Origin of the sequence: Mesorhizobium sp. NPDC059054, from assembly GCF_042739215.1 — a bacterium.
Taxonomy (GTDB): domain Bacteria; phylum Pseudomonadota; class Alphaproteobacteria; order Rhizobiales; family Rhizobiaceae; genus Mesorhizobium.
This window is the reverse complement of the sequence record NZ_JBHYHV010000004.1, coordinates 1-14,437: the sequence shown is the minus strand read 5'-3', so window position 1 is coordinate 14,437 and position 14,437 is coordinate 1. Positions and strand designations below refer to the sequence as shown.

The window sequence follows — 14,437 nt, the reverse complement described above, 5'->3', positions numbered from 1 at the left end:
CCATATCACGGCTGAACAGGGCCCGGCTCAGAAGAGCGGGTCCGTCACCAAGGCTGATCCGGTGCCGCAAAGCGGGCCGGTGACGGAAGGAGACAATGATGAACCTTGAGAAATATTCCGAGCGCGTGCGCGGCTTCATCCAGTCCGCACAGCAATATGCGTTGAACCGCAACCACCAGCAGTTCACCCCAGAACATATCCTGAAGGCACTGATCGATGACGACGAGGGATTTGCCGCGTCGTTGATCGAGCGTGCCGGGGGGCGCCCACGCGACGTCGAAGTCGCCGTCGATGCGGCGCTCAATGCCCAGCCCAAGGTCGAGGGCGGCAACGGCCAACTCTACATGGCGCAGCCGCTGGCGAAAGTGTTCTCGACCGCCGAGGACCTTGCCAAGAAAGCCGGCGACAGCTTCGTGACGGTGGAGCGTCTGCTGCAGGCTCTCGCCATGGAGAAGTCGGCCAAGACCGCCGATATCCTGTCCAAGGCTGGCGTGACGGCGCAGGCGCTCAATGCCACCATCAACGATATCCGCAAGGGCCGTACCGCCGATTCTGCGTCCGCCGAACAGAGTTACGACGCGCTGAAGAAATATGCGCGCGATCTCACTGCCGACGCCCGTGCCGGCAAGCTCGATCCGGTCATCGGCCGCGACGACGAGATCCGCCGTACCATCCAGGTGCTGTCGCGCCGCACCAAGAACAACCCCGTGCTGATCGGCGAACCCGGCGTTGGCAAGACGGCGATCGCCGAGGGCCTGGCGCTGCGCATCGTCAACGGCGATGTGCCGGAGTCGTTGAAGGACAAGCAGTTGATGGCGCTCGACATGGGCGCGTTGATCGCCGGCGCGAAATACCGCGGCGAGTTCGAGGAACGGTTGAAGGCCGTGCTCAACGAAGTCACCTCCGCCGCCGGCGGCATCATCCTGTTCATCGACGAGATGCATACGCTGGTCGGAGCCGGCAAAGCGGATGGCGCGATGGACGCTTCCAACCTGCTGAAACCCGCGCTTGCGCGCGGTGAACTGCACTGCGTCGGCGCCACCACGCTCGATGAATACCGCAAATACATTGAGAAGGATGCGGCCCTTGCCCGCCGCTTCCAGCCGGTCTTTGTCGAGGAGCCGACGGTCGAGGACACGATCTCGATCCTGCGCGGCCTGAAGGAGAAGTATGAACAGCACCACAAGGTGCGCATTTCGGACTCCGCTCTGGTTTCGGCGGCATCGCTGAGCAATCGCTACATTGCCGACCGCTTCCTCCCCGACAAGGCGATCGACCTGGTCGACGAAGCGGCCTCGCGTCTCAGGATGCAGGTCGATTCCAAGCCGGAGGCGCTGGACGAGATCGACCGCCGCATCATGCAGCTGAAGATCGAGCGCGAAGCGCTGAAGGTCGAGAAGGACGATGCCTCGAAGGATCGTCTGGGCCGGCTCGAAAAGGAGCTGACCGGGCTCGAGGAAGAGTCCGATGCCTTGACTGCGAAGTGGCAGGCCGAGAAGCAGAAGCTCGGGCTGGCCGCCGATCTGAAGAAGGAGCTCGACGACGCCCGCAACGAGCTGGCGATCGCGCAGCGCAAGGGTGAGTTCCAGCGCGCCGGTGAACTGGCCTACGGCAAGATCCCGGATCTGGAAAAGAAGCTTGCCGAAGCCGAAGCGCGTGACGGACAGGGCGGCGGCATGGTCGAGGAAGTGGTCACGCCGGACCATGTCGCTCAGATCGTGTCGCGCTGGACCGGAATTCCGGTCGACAAGATGCTGGAAGGCGAACGCGAGAAGCTGCTTCGCATGGAAGACGAGATCGCCAAGCGTGTCGTCGGTCAGGGCGAGGCCGTACAGGCTGTGTCGAAGGCCGTGCGGCGTGCCCGTGCCGGCCTGCAGGATCCAAACCGGCCGATCGGCTCGTTCATGTTCCTGGGACCGACGGGCGTCGGCAAGACCGAACTCACCAAGGCGCTCGCTTCGTTCCTGTTCGACGACGAGACCGCGATGGTGCGCATCGACATGTCGGAGTTCATGGAGAAGCACTCGGTCGCCCGCCTCATCGGCGCCCCTCCCGGCTATGTCGGCTATGAGGAAGGTGGGGCGCTGACGGAAGCCGTGCGGCGCCGGCCCTACCAGGTGGTGCTGTTCGACGAGATCGAGAAAGCGCATCCGGATGTCTTCAACGTGCTGTTGCAAGTGCTGGATGACGGCCGGCTGACCGACGGGCAGGGCCGTACGGTCGACTTCCGCAACACGCTGATCATCATGACGTCGAACCTCGGCGCCGAATATCTGGTCGGCCTCGGCGAAGACCAGGATGTCGATGCCGTGCGCGACGAGGTGATGGCGGTGGTGAAAGCCTCGTTCCGTCCGGAATTCCTCAACCGCGTCGACGAGGTGATCCTGTTCCACCGGCTGCGGCGCAAGGATATGGGCCAGATCGTGGAGATCCAGCTCAAGCGGCTGGAGAAGCTTCTGGTCGATCGCAAGATCACGCTCAACCTCGACAAGGAAGCTGTCGAGTGGCTGGCCGACAAGGGTTACGACCCGGCCTATGGCGCGCGGCCGCTGAAGCGGGTGATGCAGAAGGAACTGCAGGATCCGCTGGCGGAAAAGATCCTGATGGGCGAGATCCTCGATGGCTCGACCGTCAAGGTAACCGCAGGTTCGGACAGGTTGAACTTCCGCTCGAAACCGACTGTCGTGGCTGAGCAAGCCGCTTAACGGCAGCTTGCTGAAGGCCTATTGCTAAGAAAGCGCGCCTCTTCCAGGAAGGGGCGCGTTTTTTCGTATCGGCCGGTGCGGCTTATTTGGCGAACTTTTTGGCGCCTGCCACACACAGCACGACACCGAGAGTGACGACGATCATGGCGGCGCTGACCTGTTCATGCAGCAGGCTGGCAGCCAGAGCCAGGCCGAAGAAGGGCTGCAAGAGCTGCAATTGGCCGACCGCTGCGATGCCACCCTGCGCCAGCCCGCGATACCAGAACACGAAGCCGATCAGCATGCTGAATAGTGAAACATAGGCAAGGCCGACCCATGCCGGCATGCCGACGTTGGCGAGAGACGGCGGGAAGGTGATGACGCTCAACACCAGCATGAGTGGCAGCGAGATCACCAGGGCCCAGCAGATAACCTGCCAGCCGCCCAGCCGGCGCGACAGTTTTCCGCCTTCGGCATAACCCAACCCGCAGACGACGATGGCGGCCAGCATCAGCGCGTCGCCAACCGGCGAGGCGGAAAGCCCGCGCGATAAGGCAAATCCGGCTACCAGTGCGCTGCCGAGGCATGAAAACAGCCAGAAGGCGAGGCGAGGCCGCTCACCGCCGCGCAGCACGCCGAAGATGGCTGTTGCCAGCGGTAACAGGCCGATGAAGACGATGGAGTGCGCCGAGGTGACATGCTCGAGCGCCAGCGCAGTCAGAAGCGGAAAGCCGACAACGACGCCGAGCGCCACGATGGTGAGCGAGATCAGGTCGTCCCGGCTTGGGCGTTTCTCGCGAAAGACCATCAGAAGCGCCAGGCCGAGCAGACCGGCGAGCGCAGCACGCGTCACCGTTAGGAAAACCGGGCTGAAATCCATCACGGCCACCCGGGTCGCCGGCAGCGAGCCGCTGAAGATCAGCACGCCTAGAAAACCGTTGAACCATCCACTCGTCGTCTTGTCCACGCGCGAACTCTTCCTTTTCGCAGGATCCTTGTCCGAAAAGTCTGCAACCTTTGCTGCGCTGACCTTCGGTTGGGGAGCTTGCTTGCAATCGATCGGCTCTTATCGACAGGAATGGGGTAGCGTCGCCAGATACACTGGGATACAGTTTAATCAAACTGTTATGGATACGGTGGCACTACAGATGGATCGCCTCCTCGCCGCGCCTGCAAGCGGAGACGGAACATTGATCGCGACTGTCATGGCGACGGTACGGCAGCGCATCTCGGCACGCCAATTGACGCCAGGCGCCAAGCTGCCCTCCGTGCGCGCCTTCGCCAAGACGATGCAGGTTTCCACGTCCACCGTGGTTGAAGCCTATGAGCGTCTGGCGGCGGAAGGCGCGATCCGTTCGCGGCCGGGCTCGGGCTTCTATGTCTGCGGTCCGCTGGCGCCGCTTTCGCTTGCCGAGGTCGGGCCGAGGCTCGACCGCGAGATCGATCCATTCTGGGTATCGCGGCAGTCGCTGGAAGCCGGCGGGGACGTGTTGAAGCCCGGTTGCGGTTGGCTGCCCGCCGACTGGATGCCGCAGCAGGCACTGCGGCGCGCGCTGCGCGGCCTTGCTCATGCCAAGGACGCGACATTGGCCGACTATGGCACACCGCTCGGGCTGGCGCCGCTGCGGCAACTGCTTGCACGCCGCATAGGCGAACACGGCATCGAGGCCTCGCCTGACCAGATCGTGCTGACGGAGTCGGGCACGCAGGCGATCGACCTGCTGTGTCGGTTCCTCATCGAACCCGGCGACACGGTGCTGGTCGACGACCCGTGCTATTTCAACTTCCATGCCTTGTTGCGCGCGCATCGCGCCAATATCGTCAGCGTTCCCTATACGCCGACAGGGCCGGATCTCGACCTGTTCGCCCAGGCGCTCGCCGAGCACCGGCCGCGCCTCTACATCACCAATTCCGCGCTGCACAATCCGACTGGCGCAATGCTCTCGCCGGTCACCGCGCATCGCTTGCTCAAACTGGCCGATCAGTTTGACCTGACCATCGTCGAAGACGATATCTTCGCCGATTTCGAGATGGAACCAGCGCCGCGTCTTGCCGCTTTCGATGGGCTCTCGCGGGTGATCCATATCGGCAGTTTTTCCAAGACGCTGTCCGCATCGGTACGTTGCGGTTTCATCGCGACCCCGCGCGACTGGGTCGAGCCACTGACCGATCTCAAGATATCGACCACTTTCGGCGGTGGACATCTTTCGGCGGAATTGGTGCTTTCGCTGCTCAAGGATGGCAGCTACCGCAAACATATCGAGACATTGCGGCAGCGCCTGTCGGCGGCAATGGCCGACACGATTCGGCGGTTCGAACCGCTTGGCATCAAACCTTGGATCGAGCCGCGCGCCGGCATGTTCTTGTGGTGCAGCCTGCCGGACGGGTTGGATGCCGCCGATGTCGCCCGGCGTGCGCTGGCCGATGGTGTCGTGCTGGCACCCGGCAACGCCTTCAGCCTGTCGAGGACGGCCAGCCGTTTCCTGCGTTTCAATGTGGCGCAATCGCAGGGGGAGCGGATGTTCGAAGTGCTTGCCAAAGCGATGAAGCGCAGCGATCCGCAGGCAGGAGCCTGACGACGCTTCAGGCTGTGGCGGGCTCTACCGGCTTCCGGTACGCATCGAGGCTCCATGGACCTGGACCGGCAGCGAACAGGTACAGGAACACGAAACAGTAGACGATGGCGAGGTTGCCGCCGTTCAGGATCGGAAAGAACGAATTCGGCGCATGGCCGATCCAATAGGCGAAGGCCATCAGGCCGGACAGAACGAACGCGGCGGGGCGTGTGAACAAGCCGGCCAACAGCAGGGCACCCCCGATCAATTCCAGAACTCCCGCAAACCATGGCAGGGAAAAGGTCGCCGGGACACGTTCGAGTGCGGGGAACCCCAGCAGCTTGCCGCTGCCGTACTGAAACAGGGTGAGGGCGCTCACAATGCGAAGAATGCTCAGAAATTGCGGTCGAAGCGAATCGATATCGATCATGGGCATCTCTCGTTGTTCAGCTCCCTACTGATAACGGTGACACCCGATAACAGGGCAATAAACTGTTCGAGATTTTAGCTGCTGCTGATTTGCGTGGCGGAGCCGGCCGGCGGCCGATCAGGACAAGCGAAACGTGCCGCCGCGCAGGGCTTCGATCACGGTGGCAAGCGTCTGTTCGCGAGCCCGGTCGCCGATGTCGATGGCATGCCTTTCCAGATTCCCCAATTCGGAAAGCTGCCGGTGAAGTGCTGCGATCGGCTCGGGATCGGTGAGGGTGTCACCGCCACGGTCGCGGCAGCGGCGGATGGCCACCTCGAGCGGCGGGCGCAGCACCATATAGTGCAGCGGCATGCCAAGTGCCTTGAATGGTTCCAGAAACCAGGGGCCGATGATGCCATCGACGATGACGAAGAAACCACCTTTGGCGTAGCCTTGCGCTGCCTTGGCCAGAACATCGATCACCACCGCATTCTGTCGATGAGCCTCCGGCAGATAGGGGGCGATGGCGCCGTTTTTTATGAAATGCCAGAAATCGTCGGAGTGGAGATGGACCTTCGCTGACCCGCCTTCGACTGCCAGGGCTTTGGCGGTGGTGGTTTTGCCTGACCCCGGTGTGCCGGTCAGGATCAGAATCTCGCCTGCAAATTCGACCATGGCCGCGTCTAACATGATGTGTGAAGGCGTCCAAGGTTGCCGGCATCTGGCGGGAACACTCAATCCTCGACGTCGCCGCGGTGTACAATGTGCACCTTGTTGCCGTCAGGATCGCGCAGATAGGCACCGAAATAGCCGTCGCCATAGTGAGGGCGAAGGCCCGGAGCGCCTTCGTCCGATCCACCGGCCGCGATACCCGCCGCATAAGCCTCGGAGACCGCTTCGGGAGAGGGCGCCAGGAACGCAACCATGGAGCCGTTGCCGGCGTTCGCCGGCCTGCGGTCAAAAAGAATGTAGGTGTAAAATCGTGGCAAGGTGCGGTTCTTGCCGACCCAGCACGCGGATGCCGGGCCACCATCGGGCGTAACCGGGCGACGCCGAAGATCGAGCGGCAAAAGCACGGCGTCATAGAAGCGTTCGGCGCGATCGAGATCGCTGACGCCGACAGTTACATGGCTGAACATAGGTTCGTCCTTTGATGGTGCAGTGGAGGTTTTAGTTTGAATTGTCTGCCCCGGACTGCACCACCTGCTGGCGGTCGGGGTGCCAACGTCATCGCGCGGGAAAAAGTGCGGCGCTGAATAAAGTCCCGACGATCAAGTGGTATTTCTAACGCGCAGGGGAAGAGATAAAGCGCTGGCAGCACCACCGATCCGACGGAGGCTGGTTTGACACTCGAAGAATACAATAGCTTCTGCGCATCACTGCCTGCTGTCCATCACGTTGTGCAATGGGGTGGTGCCCATGTCTGGAAAGTCGGCAGCAAGGTCTTCGCGATTGCCGGCTGGAGTGAACAGGCCGAGAGTCCCTACTTCACCTTCAAATGCTCGGACATGGCGTACGATATTCTGAGGGAACAGCCCGGCTGCCGACCTGCACCCTATCTCGCATCACGCGGCATGAAATGGATCCAGCGGGTAACGGCCGAGACCATGGATGACGAAGCTCTGAAGGACTACCTCAGGGATAGTCACCGCCTCGCTGCGCGCAATCTGACCAGGCGCGAGCGGCGGGAACTGGGATTGGAGGAGTAGAGCCACAGGTAAGGTGTTTTCGAGACGCCAGTCTTGCGAAACCGCCATGTTCATGCCCAGTTCATGGTTGAATCGTTAGGCGGATCATGGCCCCGCAGGACTTGCATAGCCCCCGGCCGATGGACAAATCGGTGACGGAACGCGTCGGAGAATTCGGACTACATGCTGCGCACGATGCTTTCGTTTTCAGCCCTGACGCTAGAGCGTTTCCGTTTTTATCGGAAACGCGGAAACGCTCTCACACTTTGTTTTTACGCAATTCCAGCAAAACCGTTGTGCACTTTTGCTGGAATTGCTCTGGGCGTGTCGCTGGCGTTCGGCGCCGAGGCGGCGCCCTCGCCGCAGCCGGTCGTGGAAGGTACCGCGGCAAGAAAGGCCGAAGGTATCCAGGTCGCCCAGAACGGCGACTATCAGGTGTTCTATGACGGCAAGGGTAATCGCGTCATCGTCGATGCCTATACCGGCAAGGTCCTGGCGATTCAGCCGCCGCAGACGCGCTTCGATCGGCGGGCATTGCGTCTCGAAAACCGCCAACGGCGCGTCGAGCGTGTGCCTGACGACGAGCGTTATTATCTTGACGATCCCGAGGACATGGCACGCTTCCGTCGCCGGCAGATGGAGGACCAGCGCGCCTATCAGTATCCGGAAGACGACGGCGGTTATTACGACAATCCTCCACCCGACGGCGGCATGGTCGAGACCTTCCCGCCGGCACCGGGGCGACGCGACCGCTATGGCGATCCCTTACCGGCCAACCCCGATGGCATTCCGGCACCGCAGCCGGTGGAGCGTCAGCCGCTGAAGGAAGCTTCGATCGACCCGGCGCAGCCAACCTCGCCCGACGGTGCGGTCGCCCCGGCCGAGCCGTCTGCCGGAGGCAAGTCGGCGGTCAATCCGTCGCTATCGCTGGGCGCGCGCGAAGATATCGCTGCGCTGCAGGTTCTGCTCGATCGCGCCGGCGCTTCGCCCGGCGCCATTGACGGGCGTTTCGGTTCCAACATGGACAAGGCGCTGGCCGCTTATCGGGAAATCACCGGCACCAATCTGAAGTCGACCGATGCAACGGCCATCAAGGCGGAACTCGAGAAAACGGGAGGTCCGGCTTTCGCCACCTATTCCATCACCGCCGGGGATGCCGCGGGCCCCTACGTTGCTTCCATCCCGGAAGACTACAGCCGCAAGGCGACACTGGAGCGCATGAGCTTCACTTCGGTGACCGAGGCGCTCGCCGAGCGGTTCCACATGGACGAGGCGTATCTCAAGGCGATCAATCCCGGCGTCAATTTCAACCGGCCGGGCACCCTGGTGAAAGTGGTCAATTTCGGCAGGCTGGCGCAGACGCCGGTGACACACATCATTGCCGACAAGAGCCGCAAGCAGGTTCGCGCCTATGATGGTTCGGGAAAGCTGGTTGCAGCTTATCCGGCAACGATCGGATCATCCGACACGCCATCGCCCACAGGCACGCATGCGGTATCGCGTGTCGCCTTCGATCCGAACTACACCTACAATCCCAAGATCAATTTCAAGCAGGGCGCCAACGACAAGGTGTTGACCATTCCGCCGGGGCCGAATGGCCCGGTCGGTTCGATCTGGATCGCGCTCGACAAGCCGACCTACGGCATCCATGGCACACCTGAGCCTTCGAAGATCGGCAAGACTGAAAGCCACGGTTGCGTACGCCTGACCAATTGGGATGCGGCAGAACTCGCCAGGCTGGTGAAGCCCGGCGTGCCGGTCGATTTCGTCGAATAGGTTCCTTCCGGGGAACAAACGCGCCTCGTTTTCAATTTCGCGCAGCGTTCCGTCCGAAAATCGATACCGATTCGTGCAGGGCCGCGTTAAACAAAGCCATGCAGGCGAGCAGCGATACGAACATGGATGCCGGCGTTCTCGGCGGGTTGGCTGCGACGGAAACCTTTTGCCCGCGGCGCAGCCGTCGCTATGTGCTGGTCGCCGCCATTCTCGCTTCCGCGCTCGGCTTCATCGACGGTTCGGTGCTTTCGATCGCCATGCCGGTGCTGCGTGCCGATCTCGGCGCAAGCCTTGTCGAGGCACAGTGGATTTCCAATGCCTATGCGCTGACGCTGTCCGCGCTCATCCTGGCCGGTGGTGCGGCCGGAGACCGGTTCGGTCTGCGCCGTGCCTTCGTCGCCGGGATCGCGCTGTTCATTGCAGCTTCAATCGCCTGCGCGCTCGCTCCGACAGCGCCGCTGCTCATTCTATTCCGGGCGATCCAGGGCATCGGCGCGGCCATCATGGTGCCTGGCAGCCTCGCCATTATCGCCAAGGCCTATCCGAAGGCGGAACGGGGCCGGGCCATCGGCATCTGGGCGGCAGCTTCGGCGTTGACGACGGCGCTTGGCCCTGTCCTTGGCGGCATGGTTCTCTCCAGTTTCGGTGCGGGCGTCTGGCGGATGATTTTCGCCATCAATCTGCCGCTCGGCGCTTTTGCGATCTGGCTGCTGCTTGCGAAAGTACCGGCCGATTCACCCGCGCACCCCAGAGGGCTCGACCTTGGCGGTGCGGCGCTTGCCACAGCGGCCTTCGGTGCCATGGCCTATGGTTTGACGGCGATGAGCGCGGAAGGCGGCAATGGCTCGATGATGGTCAACATCGCCGTCTTTCTGATCGGTCTTGCCGCGCTTGCGGTGTTCCTGTTGTGGGAGAACAGCCATCGCGAACCGATGGTCAATCTCAGGCTGTTTCGGATCGCTGCCTTCTCCGGCGCCAATGCTGCGACCTTCTTTCTTTATTTCGCGCTGTCGGCAGTGCTTTTCTATCTGCCGATGCTCCTGATCGCAGGTTGGGGGCTAAGCACAGCGGAGGCGGGATTCATCTTCCTGCCCCTGTCGGCGGCAATCGCACTGTTGTCCGGCCCAGTCGGTCGATGGTCCGACCGGACCGGCGCGCGCCTGCCGATCACTCTCGGCAGTTTCGTGGTGGGTGTCGCCTTTGCCGGATTGGCCATACTGGCAGGCACGGATTTCCATGGCTTCTGGAGCGGGGTTTTCCCACTTGCGATGCTGATGGGGCTCGGTATGGCGCTGGTTGTATCACCCCTGTCGACAGCGATCATGACTTCGGTCGACGACAGAGATACCGGTGCTGCGTCCGGTATCAACAATGCGGTTGCGCGCATTGCCGGTCTGATGGCTGTCGCCGCGCTCGGCGCCGTGGTCGGATTGGTCTATGCTGCCGCCGGCGGTGGTGCGAGCGGCACCGAGTTCGGGGTGTTGCCTCAATCCGTCATCGAGCCGGCGGCGGATGCGATGCGGACAGCTGCAACGGGTCGCGCTTTCCAGGCCGTCGCGGCGATCTCGGCGGTCATGTGTTTCATCGCAGCCATAACCGCTTGGTTGACGCAGCCGGCGCCACCGGTTCCCCAACCGGAGGAGAAGTCGGACGCCTCGCCCGCTCACTGAATTTGTGACGGTCACGGAAAGAATTGAATGACTCTGCGACCGGGATCATCCGGTAAAGAGAGCCGCACTTCTTTGGTGCATATTCGCAAGCGGTAATGTGCTATAATGCCGGACAGGCACGCGACGTGGTTTATCGTCGAGTGAGGGGTGCGCATGTCGAAGAATGATCTGCGGCGGCAACTGGGTTCCTCCGAGATCGCTTCAGGCGATGTGAGATGGCCTGACCGGCGCATGCTCGTTCTTGTCGGCTCCTGGATATTGCTGGTGGCGGGACTTTTTGCTTTCGCCGTGAAGGTCGATCTTTTTGACTGGCTCTACCGGATCACGCGCACTCACGAGGACTGGCAGCTGGACGAAATCCTCGCGCTGCTTTTGTGTGTCGGTGTCGTGTCCCTGGTATTCCTGGCTATTCGGACAAGGCAGCTTGCCCATGAGGTCAGGCGCCGCGAGGCAGCCGAGCGACTGGCCCATGATTCAGCTCGGCACGATCCGCTGACCGGACTTGCCAATGGCAGACGTTTTCGCGAGGCGCTGGCTCAGGCGATCGAGAACGCAAGGCAATCGCAATCAAGCTGTGCGGTCCTGTTCATCGATCTCGATCGCTTCAAGCCGGTCAACGACATGCATGGTCACGCTGTCGGCGACGAGGTGTTGATCGATGTAGCACAGCAGATCGCGCTGGCGGCGCCGGCGGGAGCGACGGCAGCCCGGCTCGGCGGTGACGAGTTCGGCGTGATCGTGATGGCGGTGCCGGGTCGCGAGTCCGTCCTCTTCCTGTCGCAGCGGCTTTCACGCGATATCAGCAAGGCACGCCAGTTGGGCGAAGTGCAGCTTGAAGTCGGCGCCACCGTTGGCATCGCGATCTTTCCGGATGACGGCAACGATGCCAATTCGCTGATCAAGGCCGCCGATCAAGCCATGTATGCGGCCAAACCTTCGCGCCGCGGGCTGATCGGTCTGGGCGATTCGAATGGTGTCATCGCAAACTGACCAGTTGGCTGTCGACAAAGCGGCTATTTGCTGGTGGCCGCGCTTGCACTGGCAACTTTGAGCCCGGTGCCTTCCTGCTGCTTGAGGAGATCGTCGATGCGTTCGCGCTCGCGCTTGAAGGCGACGAGATCGTCGCCCTGCAGGACCTTGCCCGTGGGGAGACGCACGCGCATCGGATCCACTTTGGTGCCGTTGACAATGAGCTCGTAGTGAAGATGCGCGCCGGTCGAGAGACCGGTGGTTCCGACATAACCGATCACTTGGCCCTGCCGGACGCGGGCCCCCGGTTGGACGCCGCGTGCGAAGGCACTCTGGTGATTGTAGGACGTCTCGTAGCCATTGGCGTGACGAAGGATCGTTTGTTTGCCATAGCCGGCTGCCCAGCCGGCTTTTTCGACCACGCCGTTGCCAGCTGCGATGATCGGCGTGCCGGTCGGCGCTGCCCAATCGACGCCGGTGTGCATTCTGACATAGCCGAGAATCGGATGGCGGCGCGCGCCGAAGCCAGAGCGGAAGGTGCCGTTGGGCACGGCTTTTCGCAGCAGGAATTGCTCGGCACTGCGGCCGTTCTCGTCGAAGTAGTCCGTGCTGCCGTCCTGAAGCTGGAACCGGTAGAGCGTACGGGTCATACCGCCGATGCTGGCCGACACATAGAGAAGTTCCGAATCTTCCGAAGCCTGGTCGTCACTATCGGGTTGCGAGAACAGCACTTCGAGGCGATCGCTGGAACTCAGTCGCGACTGGTAGTCGACATCGGAGGCCAGGATCTTGATGACCTGCTGGGCCATCTTGGTGGACAAGCCATAAGAATAGGCCGCACGATAGATGCCATCATAGATGCTTGGCAGATTGCCGCGCACCACCACCGGCGGAGAATCGTCGAAGGCGGTTTGCAGCTCTGGGTTGGGATCGGGTTCCTCGGCCGGTACGAATTGGCCGCGGTCGTCAAGCGCAATGGTAACGATGTGCCTGGTCCGATCATAGACACCGGTGCGAACAACCTTGGCGGCATCGCCGCGGACTTCCAGCCCGACGCGCAGCACGGTACCAGCCTTCAGCGCCGTGGTGTTGAGCAGCTTGCCGATCGCTTCGGCCATGCCGAAGGCATCGGAATTGGTGTATCCGGAATCGGAAAAAGCCTCCGCGATGTCGCGGTCCTTGGTGAAAGGAATGATGTCTTCGGCAAAGGTCAGTGCCTCTGTCTCGGTTTCGACGCGTGGCGCCACCGAAACATTTTCAGGCACGATCCTGACGTCGTAAGACCCCGCGATCGATTGTGAAAGCTGATCCCCGAAACGCTGCGGATCGACATAGTGAAGAGCCGCGACCTGGACCGCACCGTCACCGAGGCCGGAGGCATTGGCGTCGCGGACAACCTTCTCGACTTCGTCGGCGGAGAGATCACTCTTTTCATCGAAAGCTGCGGTGGCGATCGGGAAATCGATCGTCTTCAGGCTCATCTCGCTTTCGACCTTGGCGCCATATATCTGGCCGGCCGGCATCGGTGCCGGATTGGATGCGTCAGAATCGTCGTTGCGGAAGACCTGGAGTGGATCGAAGGGCGGATAGGACTTGTTGGTGGTGTGATTGACGGCCAGCGCCATCTTCACCTGGACAAAGGGCATGGTGTTGATGACGTCGCGGTCGCCGACCTTGGTGACCATCGAGACTTCCATGCGCCGCCGGTCCTTGGCCTTGGCAATCTGTCGTTGCGCGACAAGACGTGTGGTCTTTGCTTCTTCGCCCGAATCGCTGCCATCGGCCAGGCTGGCCAGTTCGGCTATTTCCGGCGGCGTTGCCAATTGCTGGCGTCCGTCGAGAGCCGCAACCAGGGCCACGCCCATCAAGACGGAAGAGGTAATGCCGGTGAGAAATGTGCCGGACAGCCATCGTGCCGAGACTTCGCGGCGGTCCGGCGGACCGCTGCGACCGTCCGCGATCAGCGGCGGCTCGTTGCCGAGTTCGGCTATGACCTCGTCCGTGTCCTGCATTCAAAAAGGCGATTTCTTCCCCAGGCGGGTTGTTCTCTGTTCTCTTGCAAGGTGATGACATTTGCCTGCGGTAGCCGACGAAGTCAACGAAAGCGCCGTACGTGTGCGGAACCTCAGCCTCGCCTTCTGCCCCATGATGCACCGCTTCTTATAAGAAGGCGGTTAAGAGGCGTAGCGCGGCTGCCTTCACTGAACTGCTCTCTTCTTCCAATACGGCGGCAATAGGGCTTCGGCGGCTTGAAGCTGCCGGTACGGGGCGCATTCCACCGGAATGATGACAAGAAGGCCGATGGTGGCGCGAAAATTAGACAAACCATCCAGGGCCGTTCGCCACGTTCTCATCGCTTAGCCTGCGAACATCTGTCGGCTTTTGAGCTGGCCTGCCCGCAAGATCTCCTCAAAGGGGGCGGGGTCGGATTTGATTGAAAAAAACCGTCGGAATTATTTGTCGCAAAAAATTCAAAAAAGCACCGAATCGTTGTTGACACTTCGAACGGCTCCCGACTATATACGCCTCATCAACGAGGGCGGTGCGCCGCTGGCGACAGCGAAGTTCGCTTCCAAAAACCCTCGGAGAGAAATTCAAGAGAGCCGCGTGAGCGACACTCTACTGGTCTGGAGCTGAGAAGCGGAACGGGCCATGACGTTGCGTCTGCGATGTCTGTTCTTTGACA

11 protein-coding genes are annotated in these 14,437 nt (G+C 61.7%); 6 read left to right on the top strand and 5 right to left on the bottom strand.

What is annotated here, in order from left to right; translation table 11 throughout:
* The first annotated feature begins 98 nt into the window (after positions 1 to 98).
* Positions 99 to 2,705, top strand: coding sequence for an ATP-dependent chaperone ClpB (gene clpB / locus ACFWXH_RS17220; protein ID WP_379122277.1), 2,607 nt, complete (start codon positions 99 to 101; stop codon positions 2,703 to 2,705).
* 82 nt (positions 2,706 to 2,787) lie between these two features.
* Here the strand turns inward: clpB and ACFWXH_RS17215 are convergent, their stop codons facing one another.
* The gene (locus ACFWXH_RS17215; RefSeq protein ID WP_379122275.1) at positions 2,788 to 3,651 is read right to left on the bottom strand and encodes a DMT family transporter; all 864 of its coding nucleotides are present in this window, start codon (positions 3,649 to 3,651) and stop codon (positions 2,788 to 2,790) included.
* 181 nt (positions 3,652 to 3,832) lie between these two features.
* On the opposite strand from ACFWXH_RS17215, the gene ACFWXH_RS17210 reads away from it, so the two are divergent.
* Positions 3,833 to 5,260 carry a PLP-dependent aminotransferase family protein gene (locus ACFWXH_RS17210; RefSeq protein ID WP_379122273.1) on the top strand — a complete coding sequence of 476 codons (1,428 nt, stop codon included), beginning with the start codon at positions 3,833 to 3,835 and terminating at the stop codon, positions 5,258 to 5,260.
* Positions 5,261 to 5,267: 7 nt separating this feature from the next.
* On the opposite strand, the gene ACFWXH_RS17205 is transcribed toward ACFWXH_RS17210, so the two are convergent.
* The 3 genes from ACFWXH_RS17205 to ACFWXH_RS17195 all read right to left on the bottom strand — a co-directional run bounded on the left by ACFWXH_RS17205 (position 5,268) and on the right by ACFWXH_RS17195 (position 6,787).
* Entirely contained in the window at positions 5,268 to 5,669 is a 402-nt protein-coding gene (locus tag ACFWXH_RS17205; protein ID WP_379122271.1) for a DoxX family protein, read from the bottom strand.
* 117 nt (positions 5,670 to 5,786) lie between these two features.
* On the bottom strand, positions 5,787 to 6,323 hold the full coding sequence (locus ACFWXH_RS17200; protein WP_379122269.1) for an AAA family ATPase: 537 nt from the start codon (positions 6,321 to 6,323) through the stop codon (positions 5,787 to 5,789).
* 59 nt (positions 6,324 to 6,382) lie between these two features.
* On the bottom strand, positions 6,383 to 6,787 hold the full coding sequence (locus ACFWXH_RS17195) for a VOC family protein (RefSeq protein WP_379122267.1): 405 nt from the start codon (positions 6,785 to 6,787) through the stop codon (positions 6,383 to 6,385).
* A 204-nt stretch (positions 6,788 to 6,991) separates the two neighbouring features.
* Between ACFWXH_RS17195 and ACFWXH_RS17190 the strand changes: the two genes are divergently transcribed.
* From ACFWXH_RS17190 to ACFWXH_RS17175, 4 genes are all read left to right on the top strand, one after another.
* Positions 6,992 to 7,357, top strand: coding sequence for an MmcQ/YjbR family DNA-binding protein (locus ACFWXH_RS17190; RefSeq protein WP_379122265.1), 366 nt, complete (start codon positions 6,992 to 6,994; stop codon positions 7,355 to 7,357).
* Between the two features lie 303 nt (positions 7,358 to 7,660).
* A complete protein-coding gene (locus ACFWXH_RS17185) occupies positions 7,661 to 9,112 on the top strand; it encodes a L,D-transpeptidase family protein (RefSeq protein ID WP_379122263.1) in 1,452 nt (483 codons plus the stop codon).
* A gap of 122 nt (positions 9,113 to 9,234) precedes the next feature.
* Positions 9,235 to 10,782, top strand: coding sequence for an MFS transporter (locus ACFWXH_RS17180; RefSeq protein ID WP_379122261.1), 1,548 nt, complete (start codon positions 9,235 to 9,237; stop codon positions 10,780 to 10,782).
* Positions 10,783 to 10,935: 153 nt separating this feature from the next.
* Positions 10,936 to 11,772, top strand: coding sequence for a diguanylate cyclase domain-containing protein (locus ACFWXH_RS17175; protein ID WP_379122259.1), 837 nt, complete (start codon positions 10,936 to 10,938; stop codon positions 11,770 to 11,772).
* Between the two features lie 23 nt (positions 11,773 to 11,795).
* Here ACFWXH_RS17175 and ACFWXH_RS17170 read toward each other — a convergent pair whose 3' ends face one another.
* Positions 11,796 to 13,763 (bottom strand): M23 family metallopeptidase, encoded by a 1,968-nt coding sequence (locus tag ACFWXH_RS17170; protein ID WP_379122257.1) that lies wholly within the window; start codon positions 13,761 to 13,763, stop codon positions 11,796 to 11,798.
* Between the last annotated feature and the right edge of the window lie 674 nt (positions 13,764 to 14,437).

What these genes read in the sequence shown, in the direction of transcription:
- ACFWXH_RS17175 (WP_379122259.1), top strand. Translation starts at nt 10,936, where the DNA reads ATGTCGAAGAATGATCTGCGGCGGCAACTGGGTTCCTCCGAGATCGCT.
- ACFWXH_RS17180 (WP_379122261.1), top strand. Translation starts at nt 9,235, where the DNA reads ATGGATGCCGGCGTTCTCGGCGGGTTGGCTGCGACGGAAACCTTTTGC.
- ACFWXH_RS17210 (WP_379122273.1), top strand. Translation starts at nt 3,833, where the DNA reads ATGGATCGCCTCCTCGCCGCGCCTGCAAGCGGAGACGGAACATTGATC.
- ACFWXH_RS17200 (WP_379122269.1), bottom strand. Translation starts at nt 6,323, where the DNA reads ATGGTCGAATTTGCAGGCGAGATTCTGATCCTGACCGGCACACCGGGG.
- clpB (WP_379122277.1), top strand. Translation starts at nt 99, where the DNA reads ATGAACCTTGAGAAATATTCCGAGCGCGTGCGCGGCTTCATCCAGTCC.
- ACFWXH_RS17205 (WP_379122271.1), bottom strand. Translation starts at nt 5,669, where the DNA reads ATGATCGATATCGATTCGCTTCGACCGCAATTTCTGAGCATTCTTCGC.
- ACFWXH_RS17170 (WP_379122257.1), bottom strand. Translation starts at nt 13,763, where the DNA reads ATGCAGGACACGGACGAGGTCATAGCCGAACTCGGCAACGAGCCGCCG.
- ACFWXH_RS17195 (WP_379122267.1), bottom strand. Translation starts at nt 6,787, where the DNA reads ATGTTCAGCCATGTAACTGTCGGCGTCAGCGATCTCGATCGCGCCGAA.